This is a genomic window from Allobosea sp. BE125, from assembly GCF_031456075.1.
GTDB lineage: Bacteria > Pseudomonadota > Alphaproteobacteria > Rhizobiales > Beijerinckiaceae > Allobosea.
Window position 1 is genome coordinate 13,452 of sequence record NZ_JAVDTY010000020.1, and the last position, 14,898, is coordinate 28,349.

Here is a 14,898-nt window from a genome sequence, read left to right on the forward strand (position 1 = left end):
GCGATAGCGGCAGAGGAGTTTACGCCGTCGCGGCTTCGCGCTTCAGTCCGAAGTCGCGGCCGGGAATCGAGGCGAGCAGGGCGCGCGTATAGGCATGCTGCGGGTTGCCGAAGACGTCTCCGATAGAGCCGGCCTCGACCACCTCGCCGCTCTTCATCACCGCGACGAGATCGCAGACCTGTGCCGCGACGCGCAAATCATGGGTGATGAAGACGATCGACAGGCCCAGTCGCTGCCGCAGCTCCGCCAGGAGCTTCAGCACCTGCGCCTGCACGGAAACGTCGAGCGCCGAGACGGGCTCGTCGGCGACCAGAACATCCGGCTCCAGCGCGAGGGCACGCGCAAGGCCGATCCTCTGGCGCTGGCCGCCCGAGAACTCATGCGGGTAGCGGTCGGTCGCTGACGGATCGAGCCCGACCAGCGCGAAGAGCTCCCCGGCGCGGGCCAGAGCCTGCGCGCGCGGCGTGCCATGCACGATCAGGCCCTGCGCCACCAGCTCGCCGGCCTTGCGGCGGGGATTGAGCGAGGCGAAGGGATCCTGGAACACCATCTGGATATGGCGGGTCTCGGCCCGCATCTCCTCGCGGCTCAGGCACGCCAGATCGCGGCCGTTCAGGCGGATCTCGCCGCTCTCCGGATCGATCAGCCGCACGAGGCAGCGCGCGAGCGTCGATTTGCCGGAGCCGGACTCACCGACGATGCCGAGCGTGCCGCCCTTGGGGAGCACCAGCGAGACATCCTTGACCGCATGGGTCACGCGCTGCCCGCGCCCCAGGAAACCGCCGGTGCGATAGGTCTTGGAGACATGCTCCATGCTCAGGATCGGCTCGGACGAAAGCGCGCGCGGCGGCGGCGCCTTCAGTGGCGGCACGGCGGCGATGAGCTGCCTGGTATAGGCGTGCTGCGGGTTCTCCAGCACAGCGCCGACACTGCCCTGTTCGACGACGCGGCCCTGGCTCATCACCGCGACCCGGTCGGCGATTTCGGCGACGACACCGAAATCATGGGTGATGAACAGCACGGCCGTGCCCTTGCGCTTCTGCAGGTCGCGGATCAACTCGAGGATCTGCGCCTGCGTCGTCACGTCGAGCGCCGTGGTGGGTTCGTCGGCGATCAGCACTTTCGGATCGAGCGCCAGCGCCATCGCGATCATGGCGCGCTGGCGCTGGCCGCCGGAGAGTTCGTGCGGATAGGCTTTTGCGGCGAGCGCAGGATCGGGAATGCGCACCTCTTCGAGCAGCGCCAGCACACGCGCGCCGATCTCGGCTTTCGACAGATCGGTATGGATCTCGAACATCTCGCCGATCTGGTCGCCGATCGAGCGCAGCGGGTTGAGCGCCGTCATTGGCTCCTGGAAGATCATCGCGATACCGGCGCCGCGCACCCGGCGCATCTGCGCCTCGCTGACGCCGGCGAGGTCTTGCCCCTCGAACAGGATGCGCCCGCCATCGATTCCGACCCCACCCGGCAGGAGCCGCATGATCGCATTGGCGGTCATCGATTTGCCGGAGCCGGATTCGCCGACGACGCAGAGGATTTCATTGGCGGCGACCGAAAGCGTCACCTCCGTCATGGCGTGCGAGCGGTCCGCACCCTTCGGCAGCTTAACGCTGACGGCGTCGAGAACGAGGATCGGGCTCATCGGCCTCTGAGCCTCGGGTTGAGCGCGTCGTTGAGCCCCTGGCCGACCAGCGAGACGGCGAGCACGGTGACCAGGATCGCGATGCCGGGAATGGCCGAGACATACCATTGCACCCGCAGCACATCGCGGCCGGCGCCGATCAGATTGCCCCAGGAGGCGACATTGGGGTCCGACAGCTTGAGGAAGGCGAGCGCGCTTTCCAGCAGGATCGCGACCGCCATCACGACGCTGGCATAGACGATCACCGGGGGCAGGGCGTTGGGCAGGATCTCGCCGAAGATCAGCTTGGCGTCCTTGAGGCCGAGCGTGCGCCCGGCCTGGACGAATTCGCGGTTGCGCAGCGACAGGAATTCGGCCCGCGTCAACCGCGCCGAGGCCGGCCAGGAGACGATGCCGATCGCGACCGTTACCGTGGTGATGGTCGAGCCGAAGACCGCGACCAGCACCAGCAGCAGCAAGAAGTTCGGCAGCGTCTGGAAGGCTTCGGTGACGCGCATCAATGCGGTATCGACCCAGCCGCCGTAATAGCCGGCGAAGGCGCCGATGGTGATGCCGATCATGATCGAGATCACTGTCGCGACCACGCCGATCAGGAGCGAGATGCGCGCGCCATGGAAAATCTGGGCGGCGATGTCGCGGCCGGAATTGTCTGTGCCGAGCAGGAAGCGTGGGTTGCTGAACGGCCAGACCAGCGGCCGCCCGGCGAGCGCCAGCGGATCCTTCGGATAGAGCCAGCCCGCAGTGGCGGCCATGGCGAGCACGGCAAAGAGCAGCAACAGGCCGATGATCGCCGAGGGGCTGCGGAGATAAAGTTTTACCAGCGCCATACCCTCAGGCCCCCGTGGCGATGCGCGGGTCGAGCCGGGCATAGAGCAGGTCGACGATGAAATTGACCGCGATCACCAGCAGCGCCGAGACAAAGACGATGCCGAGCAAGGTGTTGAGGTCGCGCTGCACCACCGATTCATAGGCGAGGCGCCCCAGCCCCGGCAGCGAGAACACGCTCTCGACCACGACCGAGCCGCCCAGCATCGTGCCGGCCTGCAGGCCGATCAGCGTCACCATCGGCAGGAGCGCATTGCGCAGGACATGGCGCACCACGACCCGCGTCTCATCCATGCCCTTGGCGCGGGCCGTGCGGACGAAATCGAGGTTCAGCACCTCCAGCATCGAGCCGCGCATGATGCGCAGATAGATCGCCATGTAGAACAGGCCGAGCGTCAGCGTCGGCAGTACGAGGTGCTGAGCGATGTCGAGCGTGCGCGACAGGCCGGCATGGGCGATCGTGATGTCCTCGAACCCGCCGGCGGGCAGCCATTGCAGGTAGATCGCGAAGACGACGATGGCCATCAACCCGAACCAGAAGGTCGGCATCGCATAGAAGACGAGGCCAAGCGTCGAGATCAGCGTGTCCGGCCAGCGATTGACGCCGCGCGCCGCGACGACGCCCAGGATCAGCCCGAAGAAGAAGGCAAGCGACAGCGAGGCGGTCATCAGCAGGATCGTCGCCGGCAGCCGCTCCGCGATCACGGTCGCGACCGGCTTGCCGTAGATGGCGGAGAAGCCGAGATCGAAGCGGACCAGTCGCCAGAGATAATTGCCGAGCTGAGCCCAGACCGAGAGGTCCAGGCCATAGAACCGGCGCAGCTCGCGGGCGGTCGCCGCATCGCCGCCGCCCATCTGCGCCATCATCGCATCGACCGTGTCGCCCGGCGCGAATTGCAGCAGCAGGAACACGCCGATCAGGATCAGCACCAGCGTCGGGATCGAGGCGGCAAGCCGCCGCCCCGCTAGGACGAGAACGCGCATGGAAGTCGGCCGGAAGCGACAGGTTCGGGAGGCGAGACGCTCACTCCGCCAACCACAAATCATGCCAGGAGCTGGAGCCCCAGCGCGGCGTGTTGGAGTGGTTGCGGGCCTTGGCGTTGATCACGGTCAGGAAGATCTGCTCGATCGGCGTCCAGATCGGGAGTTCCGTGTTGGCCCGGCGGACGAAATCGCCATAGAGCGCCTTGCGCTTGGCGACATCGACCTCGGTGGCGGCATCGTCGATGATCTTGTCGATCACCGGGTCGGTCCAGTCCCATTGGTTGGTCCAAGGCGCGCCCTTGGGCTGACCGGAGCGATACCACACCGTCGTCGAGACGGCCGGGTCGTTTCGGTACTGGTGCCAGCCGGTGGCGAGGTCGAAGGCGTGGTCGTCATAGACCTGCTTCAGGAAGCCGCCGCCATCGGTGCGCACGACCTCAACCTTGATGCCGATCTCGGAGAGCGACTGCTGGATGAAGGTGGCGAAGAGCGAGATGTCCTCGCCCCAGGGCGCAGGCAGCAGCCGCAGCGAGAAGCGCGTGCCGCCAGTGCCGGCCTTGAAGCCGGCCTCGTCGAGGAGCTTGGCCGCGAGCTTCTTGTCGAACGGGTACTGCGGCCCGTTATCGGCCGGGTAGAAATCGGTCGAGACCGAAGGCACCGGTCCGGTGCCGCGCTTGGCGAAATCGCCCAGAAAATTCTCGATGAAGAAGGGGATGTCGAGCGCATGCGCGATCGCCTGGCGGACGCGGATATCGGCGAGCTCCTTGCGGCGGAAGTTGAACTCCACCGTGTTGGTGCGGGCATTGCCTTCATTGCCCTTGGTCGAGACGATGAAGCGCGGATCCTTGGCGAGGCGCGCCGAGTCCGAGATCGTCAGGCCCGAGAACGGGCTGTAATGGATCTGGCCTGCTTCCATCTGGGCGGCCGCTGCGGCCCGGTCGGTGACGACGCGCCAGACGATGCGGTCGAGATAGGGCGCGTTTTGCCGCCAGTAATCGGCATTGCGGTCGGCGATGACATGCTGGCCGCGCTCATAGGTCACGAATTTGAACGGGCCGGTTCCGATCGGCGCGAGATTGACCGGGTTCTGGCGGATGTCGCCCTTGCCCTCATAGAGATGGCGCGGCGAGATGTAGCCGAGATCGGGCAGCGCCCGCAGCAGCAGGGCAAGCGGCATCGGCCGCTCATAGCGGAACACGGCGGTCAGCGGGTCGGGCGTATCGACGGCGGTGAGGAAGAGCTGCAGCGTCGTGCCGTAGTTCAGGATCTTCTTCCACATCTCCATGGCGGTGAACTGCACATCCGCCGAGGTGAAGGGCTTGCCGTCATGCCAATTCACGCCCTTGCGCAGCTTGAAGGTGATGGTCTTACCGTCGGGCGCGGCCTCCCAGCTCTCGGCGAGCACGCCGACGGGCTGGCCGGTGGCGTCGAGGTCGACCAGCTGCTCCTGGATTTTGCCGCCGATGATGTAGACGCCGGTCGAAGCTTGCAGGCTCGGGTTCAACTGGCGCTGCTCAGCACCGTAATGCACCGTGAAGACCCCGCCCTTGCGTGGCGTCGCCTGCGCGAAGGAGCGCATCGGGTTCAGCACGTTCGCGGCAATGGCGGCGCTGGTCAAAAGCGCGGCGCGGCGGGTCATGTCCATGACGGAAATCCTTGGTCCTGCGATCACGTAAGGGAAACGATGCGAGCCATGGCAGCGCCCGTCAACAACGGCGCCGCCCAAAAAGAAGGCGCGCTCTATTGTGGTACGAAACTCACGATGATGCCGTTGGCGGCGCTCGCCGGCACGCTGACGGCGCCGTCATGGGCGAGCGCCTCTGCGCCAAGCGCAGCTTTTGTCAGCTCGATATCGACGCTTTCCAGCACGACCGAAGCCAGCCCCTCGGGCGGGGCCCCAGTGCGCGCCGCCTGCGGGTAGCGCCGGGCGAAGGCGGCAGCCTCCAGGAAGAGCACATCGGCGCGCTTGCCGCCGGAGGGCACTTGCCAGCCGCCCTCGACTTCGGAGGCGGGCTCGTCGATCAGCCGGCTCAGATGCGCGGCTGCCGCCTTGGGATCGGCGGTGAGAACTTCAACCCGTCGGATGCGGGTCGCGCCATTGGCGTGGCTCTGCCACTCCGGGACCCAGACCGTCTCGCGCGTCAGGTGCTGGCAGGCAAAAATCCGCAGGCCGCCCGGATTCTCGTCCAGCGGCCAGCGAAAGACGTTGAATTTGGCCTCGCCGACGCGTCCGCCGGGCAATTCGACCGGTCGGCCGAAATGCACCGGCCCGTCCGCGGCGATACCGCGCGCCTGCAATTCGGCGACGCCGGCGGCGGCATCGTCGGTCGTGAAGGCCACGCGCTCCACACCCTCGCGGGTCCTAAGGAAATCCCGCATCGGCTTGTTGTGCTCGGTCTCGGTGAGAATGCCGAGCAGCTCGATATAATCCTCGCCGAACATGATCGTGTAGTTGCCGGAGCCGAGATGCGGTGAATGCGTGCCGCGCGGCGAGACCGTGAACCCCAGGCGCTTCCACGCAGCGGCTGACGCATCGAGATCGCGCACCGTAACCATGACGTGGTCGATACCGAGAACATGCTTGAGTGGCATGACGCCTCCTTGAATCCAAAGCCAGCAGGCGCCGAGTTCAGCCGAACCGGCCCGGCCGCGCAACCGGCGCGCCAAAGCGTTTCCGGCAGATCGCGCTGCGCTGCACACATAGCGTTTCGAAGATGAAACTTTCAACAGCAGGAAAGAAAACGCAAAAGAACGATAAGTTAATTCTCTTTTCCAGTTGATTTATAGCAAATACATCTCGTCCTGGCTGTCTTGGGGGGAGGCGCCGACTTGCGGCGGGGACAAAGCGGGGCGAGGATGGCGCTCTTCCTGCGAAAGCGCACCACGTTGCGCCTTCGTCTTCGCCTGACGAGACCCACCCTATGACAGCCTCCTCTTCCGTCACCTGGCCACCCTCGCTTTGGGCAGCGACCGCCCAGCCCGGCCCGGCCCTCGCCGTGCTGGACGGGGACGTCACCACTGACGTCGTGGTCATCGGAGCCGGCTTCACCGGCCTCTCGACCGCGATCCATCTGCGCGAGAGCGGGGTCGGCGTCACAGTTCTGGAAGCCGCCGAGCCCGGCTGGGGCGCTTCGGGACGCAATAACGGCCAGGTCATCCCGACGCTCGCCGGCCACGACCCGTCCGCCATGGTCAAGCGTCATGGCGCGGCCGGCGAGCGCTTCAACGCGGTGCTGCGCGACAGCGCCCAGTATCTGTTCGACCTCATCGGCAAATACGGCATCCCCGCCGAGGCCGAGCAGGCCGGCTGGGTCCAGCCGGTGCATTCGCCCGGCCGCTTCAAGCTCGCCGAGAAGCGGGTCAGGGAGTGGTCCGCGATCGGAGCGCCGGTCGAGCTTCTGGATCGCGCCGCGACCGCCGAGATGCTGGGCTCGCAGGCCTGGTTCGGTGGCTTCTGGAATCCGACCGGCGGCCATATCAATCCGCTCGCACTCACCCGTGGCCTCGCCGAGATCGCGTTGAAGCTCGGCGCGGTCATCCATGCCCGCTCTCCCGCGATCGCGATGGCGCATGAGAACGGGCGCTGGCGCGTGAAGACCGCGCGGGGCTGCGTCACGGCACCAGCGCTGGTGCTGGCGACCAACGCCTATACCGGCGAATTCGAGCCGGGCCTCGCGCCTGGGGTCGCCAATGAGGTCATCCCCGTCCTGTCCTGGCAGATGGCGACCAAGCCGCTCAGCGACAACATCGCCAAGACCGTGATCCCCGCCCGGCAGGCCATGTCGGACACGCATCGCGAGCTCTATTTCGCGCGCTGGGACGCCCGCAATCGCCTGGTCACGGGAGGCGCTGCGGTCTTCCCCGGAGCAGGCGGCGCCAATCTGCGTCCGGCCGTGGCGGAGCGCCTGAAGCGCCTCTGGCCGCAGCTCGGCGATGTCGAGTTCGACTATGTTTGGTCGGGCTATGTCGGCATGACCCCGGACAATCTGTTGACGCCGCAGGTGCCGGGTTTTCCGCGCATCCATCGTCTGGGGCCGGACGGCTTCGGCTGGGTCGGCTGCAACGGCCGGGCGGTGGCCTTGTCGATCTCGCTTGGGCGCGAGCTCGCCCGGGCGACGCAAGGCGTCGCGATCGAGACGCTGGGCCTGCCCCTGTCGGAGCCAAAATCCCAGCCCTTCCGCAGCATCGTGCGCCGGATCGCGCCGCTCGCTCTGCCATTGTACCGGCGGCTGGATGCGGCCGAGATTTGAGAGGCTTCTGTTTGGCAGCTCCGCGAGCCCTCATCCTGAGGAGCCATTCCCCTCAGGGAATGGCGTCTCGAAGGATGCTGCAGGAGGCTCCGGAACCATCTGGAGCATCCTTCGAGACGCCGCTGACGCGGCTCCTCAGGATGAGGGCTCATCTTTCCAAACGATCTCTGAGCCATTGCCGCGCAATCATAACCGCTGCCGAAAGCGCTTTGAGCGCGATTGGCCGCGGCGCCGGTCGCCGCTAGGCTCGCTGTCATGAGCGAACGCGATCTCCTCGGCTATGGCGGCATCTGGCCCGATTTCACCTGGCCCAACGGCGCGCGTCTCGCCGTCTCCGTCGTGGTCAATTTCGAGGAAGGCGCCGAGCTTCAGGTCGGCGACGGCGATGCGCGCTCGGAGATCATGGGCGAGGTGATCAGCGTCGTAGCGCCCGGCAAGCGCGACCAGGGTCAGGAGCAGATCTTCGGCTACGGCACGCGCGCCGGGCTCTGGCGCATGCTCGCTGCTCTGGACGAAAGCGCGATCCGGTCGACCTTCCTGTTCTGCGGCCGCGCGGTCGAGCGCCTGCCGGGGCTGGTGAAGACGATCGTCGCGCGCGGCCATGAACCCGCCATCCATGGCTGGCGCTGGCGGCCGCATGCCGACTACGACGATCCCGAACGCGAAGCGGCCGATATCGAGCGCTGCGTCGAGGCGATCATGACCGCGACCGGGCAGCAGCCGCTGGGCTTCTTCTGCAGGGGCGGCGAAAGCCCGTGGACGCGCGAATTGCTGGCGCAGCGCGGCTTCCTCTACACCTCGAACGGCTTCGACGACGATCTGCCTTACTGGGATCGTTCGCCGGCGAGCTGCCCGCTGCTGGTCGTGCCTTATGCGCTCGACAGCAACGACATGAAGTTCTTCCATCCCAATGGCTTCGTCCGCGCTCGCGAGATGGTCGACTATGTCGAGGATGCGCTCGGCGTTCTGGAGGATGAGGCGGCGCGTGGCCTGCCGCGCCTGCTCAATATCGGCTTCCATCTGCGCATCGTCGGGCGCCCGGCGCGCTTCGCCGCCTTCCGCGAGATCCTGCATCTGCTGGCCGGACGGCGCGAGACGATCTGGATCGCGACCCGCGCGGAGATCGCCCGCGCCTTCAGCGCAGCGGTGCCTCCGCCGCCACGCTGATCACGCGAGGCCGGCCCCTCCGCGCAGCCGTCAAAGCCGCCGCAGCCGCGTGAGCCGGCTGGGGCTGCTCTCGGCCAGCAGGATATCGCCCTCGGGCGTGCCGAAGATGCCATGCGCGCCGTTCAGGAACGGGCGGCAGCGGCCGAGCTTCTCGCCCCTGGGGCCGATTTTCTGAAGGGTCGGCTGGGTATCGGTCACATAGGTATTGCCGTCCTCGTCGCCCCAGATCGCCACGGGGTCGCGGAAATGGGTCCAGTTCCCGAGATGTTTGCCGTTGCGGTCGAAGATCTGGACGCGGTCATGCGTGCGGTCGACGACCAGCACGCGCCCATCGGCATGCGTCCAGATCGCATGCGGCCAGCCGAACTGGCCGTCGCCGTCGCCATGCTCGCCCCAGCTCTGGATATGAACGCCATAGGCGGAGAAGCGATGCACCCGGCTCGCCGCATAGCCGTCCGCGACATAGATCTCGCCCCAGGCCGAGACATGGATGTCGGTGGGGTGGTTGAAGGGCGCGAGCGGCTGGCCGCGCTGGCCGAGCCCGCTGATCCGCTCGCCCTGGGCCGAGCAGATGATGATCTCGTGCATGTCGCGATCGACGCAGAGGATGCGCCCAGTGGCATCGGCGGTCAGCATATGGGAATCCGCGATCAGATCGCCGCCCCAGCCGCCGAGATAGGCGCCGTCTGGTGCCAGTTCGATCACGCGGGGATCGTTGGGATGCACCAGCGGGTCGTGCCGCAGCATCACGAAGACATGGCCGCGGGAATCGACCGTGACATCGGTGACGAAGCCGGTGTTCTGCGGCCAGGAGCCGAAGGGCCGTTCGACGCGGTAATGCGTGTCGCCGAGCGCGACGATCAGATCATGCGAGGTCAAGATAGGTTCCTTCAGGCGAGGGTGCCGGCAAAGGGATGCGTCTTCACCCAATGCCTGGCAATGTCGAGACGTCCGGTGATCCAGACATCTTCATGGCCCTGGACATAGTCGAGGAAGCGCGCGAGCCCCGCCGCCCGGGCGGGATGGCCGATCAGGCGCATATGCAGGCCCACCGACATCATCTTGGGCTGCGTCGCGCCTTCGGCATAGAGCATGTCGAAGGCGTCCTTGTGCCAGTCGAAATAGTCAGACGAGGTCGCGAAATAGCCCGAGCCGAACTTGCCGTCATTATTGGCGAGCGAATAGGGCACGACGAGATGCGGCTTGCCGCCGACGACCTTCCAATACGGCAATTCGTCGTCATAGGCGTCGGAATCATAGAGGAAGCCGCCGTCCTCGACCACGAGCCGGCGCGTATTCACGCTCGGCCCATAGCGGCAATACCAGCCGAGCGGGCGCTCGCCGAGCGTGGCCTCGAGCGAGGCGATCGCCTTGGCGATATGTTCGCGCTCCTCCTCCTCGCTCAACTCGTAGTGCTTGATCCAGCGCCAGCCGTGGCAGCAGACGTCGAAGCCCGAGGCCCTGATCGCGGCTGCGGCCTCGGGGTTGCGCTCGATTGCGAGCGCGCAGCCGAAGACGGTCATCGGCAAGCCGCGCTCCTGGAAGAGCCGCATCAGGCGCCAGAAGCCGACGCGGCTGCCATAGGCGAACATGCCCTCGCCGGCGAGATCGCGCCCCTTCACCGCCATGCTGAGGCTGCTCGATTCGGTCAGCGCGGTCTCGGTATAGCCCTCGCCATCCTGCATCGAGGGCTCCGAGCCCTCCTCGTAATTCATCACGAAGTTGATGGCGATGCGCGCGCCGCCCGGCCATTTCGGGTCGGGAGGGTTGGCGCCGTAGCCGATCAGGTCGCGGTCATAGGTCAAGGCCAGCCTCCACTCGTCATCCGCTGATGCGTTTCGTCAGCCCGGTCAAGCGGTCCATCACGATCATCAGGATCAGCGTCGCCAGGATCAGAACGCCGGCGATCGCGGCGATGCGCACATCCAGCGTCGATTCCATCATGCCCCACATCCGGATCGGCAGCATGCCGGTGCGCGCGTTCGACAGGAAGAGCGAGACCGGCACATTATCCATCGAGGAGATGAAGGCGAGGAAGCAGCCGGCCGCTATGCCCGGCGCGATCAGCGGCAAGGTGATGCGGCGGAAGCCGAAGAACCGGCTGGCGCCGAGATTGGCCGAGGCTTCCAGCAAAGCGGGATCGAGCTGCGTCAGGCTCGCCAGCGTGGTGCGGAAGATGAAGGGCGCGATCACCACGAGATGGCCTGCGATCAGGAGATTGAGCGAGGGCCTGATGCCGATGACCGGATCGCCGATTTCTTCGCGCCCGGTGCGGCGCATTGCAGGTTCGTCGACCCCTGTTAACCCGTATTTCCGCCGCTCCTAGTGGCTGCCGCCAAGATAGGCTGCGCGCACCGCCGGGTCGTTCTTCAGGCTGTTGGCTTCGCCGGAGCTGGCCAGGCGGCCGTTTTCCAGCACATAGCCGTAATCGGCGACATCCAGCGCTGCGGCGGCGAATTGCTCGACCAGCAGCATGGTGATCTTGGCAGCCTTCAGCCGCGCGATCGTGGCGAAGACCTCCTCGACGAGGCGTGGCGCGAGCCCCATCGAGGGTTCGTCGAGCAGCAGCACTTCAGGCCCCAGCATCAGCGCCCGCGCCATCGCCAGCATCTGCTGCTCGCCGCCCGAGAGCGTGCCGGCGAGCTGGGTGCGACGCTCCTTCAGGCGGGGGAAGAGCTCGAACATGCGCTGGCGATCCTGCTCGACATCGCCCTTGGGGCGCGCGCCGGTCAGGCGCGGAAAGGCGCCGAGCTCGAGATTGTCGTCGACGCTCAAGGCGGGGAAGACCCGCCGGCCTTCGGGCGAATGGGCCATGCCGAGCCTGGTGATCTCATGCGAGGCCATGCCGGCGATGTTGCGGCCGGCCAGCAGGATCTCGCCGGCATCGGGCTTGATCATGCCGGAGATCGCCCGCAGCGTCGTGGTCTTGCCGGCGCCGTTGGAGCCGATCAGCGTGACGAGCTGGCCCTTGGGCACGGAGATCGAGAGCTGGTGCAGCACCTGCACCTTGCCGTAGCCGGCGACGAGATTCTGGACCTGGAGCATGGTCTCGTCCCCTCAATGGGCCGTGGCGGCGCTGCCGCCGAGATAGGCCTCGATCACGCGCGGGTCGGCCTGGACCTGGGCGGGCACGCCTTCGGCGATCTTCTGGCCGAAATCGAGCACGGTTACCGTGTCGGAAATGCTCATCACCACATCCATGTGATGCTCGATCAGGACAACGGTGATGCCATGCGCCTTGATCTTGCGGATGATCTCGATGAGCTCCTTGATATCGGGCGCGGTCAGCCCCGCGGCCGGCTCGTCTAGTAGCAGGAGCTTGGGGTCGAGCGCGAGCGCGCGGCCGATCTCGAGCAGTCGCATCTTGCCATAAGGCAGGTTGCGCGCCTCCTCATTCGCCAGGGCGTCGAGCCCGACGAATTGCAGGATGCTGGCGGCGCGTTCGCGCGCGGCGCTCTCTTCCTTGCGTGCCTGGGGCAATCCCAGGGCGACGGCAAAGAGGCCGCTGCGATAGGTGTGATGCAGGCCGACCATGACATTCTCCAGGCAGGTCAGCTCGCCGAAGAGCTGGACGTTCTGGAAGGTGCGGGCGATGCCCTGCTCCGCGATCTCGGGCGAGTTTCGGCCGACCAGGCTCTTGCCTTCGAAGAGGATGTCGCCGCCGGTCGGCGTGTAGATGCCGGTGAGCACGTTCATCATCGTGCTCTTGCCCGAGCCGTTGGGGCCGATCAGCCCGTGGATGGTGCCAGGCTTCACCGCCATGTCGATGGTGTTCAGCGCCTTCAGGCCGCCGAACTGCATCAGTACGGCCCGCGCGTCGAGCAGGGTGCCTCCCGGCGGCGTGCTGGTCGCGGTGGCGCCCCAGATCCGCGCTTCGTTGCCGGTTTCCCTGGCCACCAGCGCCCGGCCGCCGCGCCGCAGCGACAGGCGCGTGAGCAGCTGCCGGACGAAGCCCATGATGCCGTCGGGCAGGTAATAGACCACGAACAGGATCATCAGCCCGTAGATGGTGAGCTTGTAGTCGACGATGCGCTCGAGGAAGAGCGAGAACACGAAGAACAGGACGCAGAGCCCCACGGCGATGCCGATGCTGCGCGCCTGGCTCGGATCGTTGCGCCAGGCGTAAAAGCCGCCCGCGACGGCGCCGAGCGCGATCAGCCCGGCGGTGATCCGGAACAATTCGAGATCGGCCAGGATATTGGGCAGGAAGACGACGATGGCCGAGCCGATGATCGGCCCCATCCTGGATTTGCGCCCGCCCATGGCGACGGCGAGCAGGAATTCGATCGAGGTGGCGAAGTTGAAGGCTTCCGGCGCGATATATTGCCGGAAATAGGCATAGAGCGCGCCAGCCAGCCCGGCGAAGCCGGCGCTGATGACGAAGGCCAGGACCTTGTGCTTGTAGACGCTGACGCCCATGCAATCCGAGGCGATGGGTGAATCGCGCAGCGCCTCGAAAGCCCGGCCATAGCGCGAGGCGATGATGCGGTTGATCACCACCACCGTCAGCACCAGCGCGATGGCCGAGATGTAGTAGTACTCGACCTCCCTCAATCGCTTCAGCGAGAGGTCGATATAGTCGCGCAGATCGATGAAGAGCGGCGTGCGCAATTCGATGCCGAGCGGGCCGTTGGTCAAGTTGAGGTGATTGAACCAGGGGCCGAGATCGGTCATCTCGTTGATCAGGGTGACGACGATCGTTCCGAAGGCCAGCGTCACCATGGCGAGATAGGGCCCGGTCACCTTCAGCGCCGGCAAGGCGAGCAGCGCCCCGAATAGCGCCGTGATCACGATGCCGGCCGGCAGCGCCCACCAGAAGCCCAGGCCGAAATGCAGGGATAGCAGGCCCGCCGTATAGGCCCCGACGCCGAAGAGCGCGGCATGGCCGATCGAGACCTCGCCGGTATAGCCGAAGACGATGTCGAGCCCGAGCACCAGGATCGAATAGATCACGATCGTGGTGATCAAGGGCAGGTAGTAGGACGAGGTCACGACGAAGGGCAGCGCGAACAGCGCAACGACGCCGGCGATGAAGAGAAGCGTCTTCATGGCGGGCTCAGACCTTCTTGATCGCGGTCTTGCCGAAAAGCCCGGCGGGCTTCAGCGACAGGACGAGCAGCAGCAGGATCAGCCCGGGAACATCCTTGTAGCCGGTGTCGAAATAGAAGCCGGTCATGCTTTCCGTGATGCCGAGGATCAGGCCGCCGACGACGACGCCGAGCCCGCTCGACAACCCGCCGATGATCGCGACCGCGAAGGCCTTCAGGCCCAGCGCCGCGCCCATATTGGCGCCGGTCAGCGTGATCGGCGCGATCAGCACGCCGGCGAGCGCCGCGGCGAGTGAGGACAGCGCATAGGAGAAGGTGATGACGAGCGGCGTGTTGATGCCCATCAAGCCGGCTGCATCGCGGTCGTTCGAGGTCGCCACCACGGCCTTGCCGTAGATCGAGCGGCGGTTGAAGGCCTCGACGGCGAGCATCATCGCAAGCGCACCGAGCACGATCGCGATCTCCATCGGGCGGATATTGACGCCAGCGATCGTCAGCGGGTCCTCGCTCAAGGGCGAGGGGAATTTCAGCGGGTCCTTGCCCCAGATGTTCTCGGCCATGTTCTTGAAGATGATGCCGAGCGCGATCGTCGCCATGATCCAGCCGGCCTCGGACTTGGTCTTCATCGCCTGCCTGACGCCGAGCCGCTCGACGACCGCGCCCTGGGCGAGGCCGAAGGCGAACACGAAGGGCAGGGCGATGAGATAGGCCGCGAGCGTGCCCAGATGCAGCCCGATCAGAAAATTCACGCAGGTCAGGCCGACGAGCGCGCCCAATGTCAGCGCCTCGCCCTGGCCGAAATTCAGCGTCTTGGAAGTAGCGAAGGTCAGCTGGTAGCCGAAGGCGATGACGCCGTAGATCATGCCGACGGAGATGCCGGAGACGAGGATCTGGAAGAAGTTCTGCATGGAGGGACCGACACTCCGACCGATAATGAAGAACCCTCCCCGCTGGGCGGGGAGGGTCGGTGTCTAGCGAAAGC

At 66.1% G+C, this 14,898-nt stretch carries 13 protein-coding genes; 2 read left to right on the forward strand and 11 right to left on the reverse strand.

Going from position 1 to position 14,898, the window contains the following annotated elements; translation table 11 throughout:
- Positions 1-19: 19 nt before the first annotated feature.
- The 5 genes from J2Y55_RS29280 to J2Y55_RS29300 all read right to left on the reverse strand — a co-directional run bounded on the left by J2Y55_RS29280 (position 20) and on the right by J2Y55_RS29300 (position 6,043).
- Positions 20-1,642: an ABC transporter ATP-binding protein gene (locus J2Y55_RS29280; RefSeq protein ID WP_310160349.1), complete on the reverse strand. Its 1,623-nt coding sequence runs from the start codon at positions 1,640-1,642 to the stop codon at positions 20-22.
- Positions 1,639-2,469: an ABC transporter permease gene (locus J2Y55_RS29285; RefSeq protein WP_310160352.1), complete on the reverse strand. Its 831-nt coding sequence runs from the start codon at positions 2,467-2,469 to the stop codon at positions 1,639-1,641. Before J2Y55_RS29285 ends, J2Y55_RS29280 begins: the two co-directional genes overlap by 4 nt.
- A 4-nt stretch (positions 2,470-2,473) precedes the next feature.
- Positions 2,474-3,451, reverse strand: a complete 978-nt coding sequence (locus J2Y55_RS29290; RefSeq protein WP_310160354.1) for an ABC transporter permease — start codon at positions 3,449-3,451, stop codon at positions 2,474-2,476.
- A gap of 40 nt (positions 3,452-3,491) precedes the next feature.
- Positions 3,492-5,096: an ABC transporter substrate-binding protein gene (locus J2Y55_RS29295; RefSeq protein WP_310160356.1), complete on the reverse strand. Its 1,605-nt coding sequence runs from the start codon at positions 5,094-5,096 to the stop codon at positions 3,492-3,494.
- Between the two features lie 95 nt (positions 5,097-5,191).
- Complete coding sequence (locus J2Y55_RS29300) at positions 5,192-6,043, reverse strand: VOC family protein (protein WP_310160358.1); 852 nt, start codon at positions 6,041-6,043, stop codon at positions 5,192-5,194.
- Between the two features lie 329 nt (positions 6,044-6,372).
- On the opposite strand from J2Y55_RS29300, the gene J2Y55_RS29305 reads away from it, so the two are divergent.
- Positions 6,373-7,701 (forward strand): NAD(P)/FAD-dependent oxidoreductase, encoded by a 1,329-nt coding sequence (locus tag J2Y55_RS29305; protein ID WP_310160360.1) that lies wholly within the window; start codon positions 6,373-6,375, stop codon positions 7,699-7,701.
- Between the two features lie 255 nt (positions 7,702-7,956).
- On the forward strand, positions 7,957-8,868 hold the full coding sequence (locus tag J2Y55_RS29310; RefSeq protein WP_310160361.1) for a polysaccharide deacetylase family protein: 912 nt from the start codon (positions 7,957-7,959) through the stop codon (positions 8,866-8,868).
- Positions 8,869-8,898: 30 nt separating this feature from the next.
- Here J2Y55_RS29310 and J2Y55_RS29315 read toward each other — a convergent pair whose 3' ends face one another.
- From J2Y55_RS29315 to J2Y55_RS29340, 6 genes are read right to left on the reverse strand one after another with little or no spacing between them, the layout of a single operon-like run.
- Positions 8,899-9,747: an NHL repeat-containing protein gene (locus J2Y55_RS29315; RefSeq protein WP_310160363.1), complete on the reverse strand. Its 849-nt coding sequence runs from the start codon at positions 9,745-9,747 to the stop codon at positions 8,899-8,901.
- Between the two features lie 11 nt (positions 9,748-9,758).
- Positions 9,759-10,673, reverse strand: coding sequence for an allantoinase PuuE (locus J2Y55_RS29320; protein WP_310160364.1), 915 nt, complete (start codon positions 10,671-10,673; stop codon positions 9,759-9,761).
- Positions 10,674-10,689: 16 nt separating this feature from the next.
- A complete protein-coding gene (locus J2Y55_RS29325; protein WP_310160365.1) occupies positions 10,690-11,148 on the reverse strand; it encodes an ABC transporter permease in 459 nt (152 codons plus the stop codon).
- Between the two features lie 42 nt (positions 11,149-11,190).
- Positions 11,191-11,913 (reverse strand): ABC transporter ATP-binding protein, encoded by a 723-nt coding sequence (locus J2Y55_RS29330; protein WP_310160366.1) that lies wholly within the window; start codon positions 11,911-11,913, stop codon positions 11,191-11,193.
- Positions 11,914-11,925: 12 nt separating this feature from the next.
- On the reverse strand, positions 11,926-13,917 hold the full coding sequence (locus J2Y55_RS29335; RefSeq protein ID WP_310160368.1) for a branched-chain amino acid ABC transporter ATP-binding protein/permease: 1,992 nt from the start codon (positions 13,915-13,917) through the stop codon (positions 11,926-11,928).
- Between the two features lie 7 nt (positions 13,918-13,924).
- Positions 13,925-14,824, reverse strand: coding sequence for a branched-chain amino acid ABC transporter permease (locus tag J2Y55_RS29340; protein WP_310160370.1), 900 nt, complete (start codon positions 14,822-14,824; stop codon positions 13,925-13,927).
- Positions 14,825-14,898: the final 74 nt, after the last annotated feature.

Bases quoted from the DNA above. Each gene is read 5' to 3' on its own strand.
- J2Y55_RS29295 (WP_310160356.1), bottom strand. From the start codon at position 5,096: ATGGACATGACCCGCCGCGCCGCGCTTTTGACCAGCGCCGCCATTGCC.
- J2Y55_RS29305 (WP_310160360.1), top strand. From the start codon at position 6,373: ATGACAGCCTCCTCTTCCGTCACCTGGCCACCCTCGCTTTGGGCAGCG.
- J2Y55_RS29300 (WP_310160358.1), bottom strand. From the start codon at position 6,043: ATGCCACTCAAGCATGTTCTCGGTATCGACCACGTCATGGTTACGGTG.
- J2Y55_RS29340 (WP_310160370.1), bottom strand. From the start codon at position 14,824: ATGCAGAACTTCTTCCAGATCCTCGTCTCCGGCATCTCCGTCGGCATG.
- J2Y55_RS29325 (WP_310160365.1), bottom strand. From the start codon at position 11,148: ATGCGCCGCACCGGGCGCGAAGAAATCGGCGATCCGGTCATCGGCATC.
- J2Y55_RS29285 (WP_310160352.1), bottom strand. From the start codon at position 2,469: ATGGCGCTGGTAAAACTTTATCTCCGCAGCCCCTCGGCGATCATCGGC.
- J2Y55_RS29330 (WP_310160366.1), bottom strand. From the start codon at position 11,913: ATGCTCCAGGTCCAGAATCTCGTCGCCGGCTACGGCAAGGTGCAGGTG.
- J2Y55_RS29310 (WP_310160361.1), top strand. From the start codon at position 7,957: ATGAGCGAACGCGATCTCCTCGGCTATGGCGGCATCTGGCCCGATTTC.
- J2Y55_RS29290 (WP_310160354.1), bottom strand. From the start codon at position 3,451: ATGCGCGTTCTCGTCCTAGCGGGGCGGCGGCTTGCCGCCTCGATCCCG.
- J2Y55_RS29280 (WP_310160349.1), bottom strand. From the start codon at position 1,642: ATGAGCCCGATCCTCGTTCTCGACGCCGTCAGCGTTAAGCTGCCGAAG.
- J2Y55_RS29335 (WP_310160368.1), bottom strand. From the start codon at position 13,917: ATGAAGACGCTTCTCTTCATCGCCGGCGTCGTTGCGCTGTTCGCGCTG.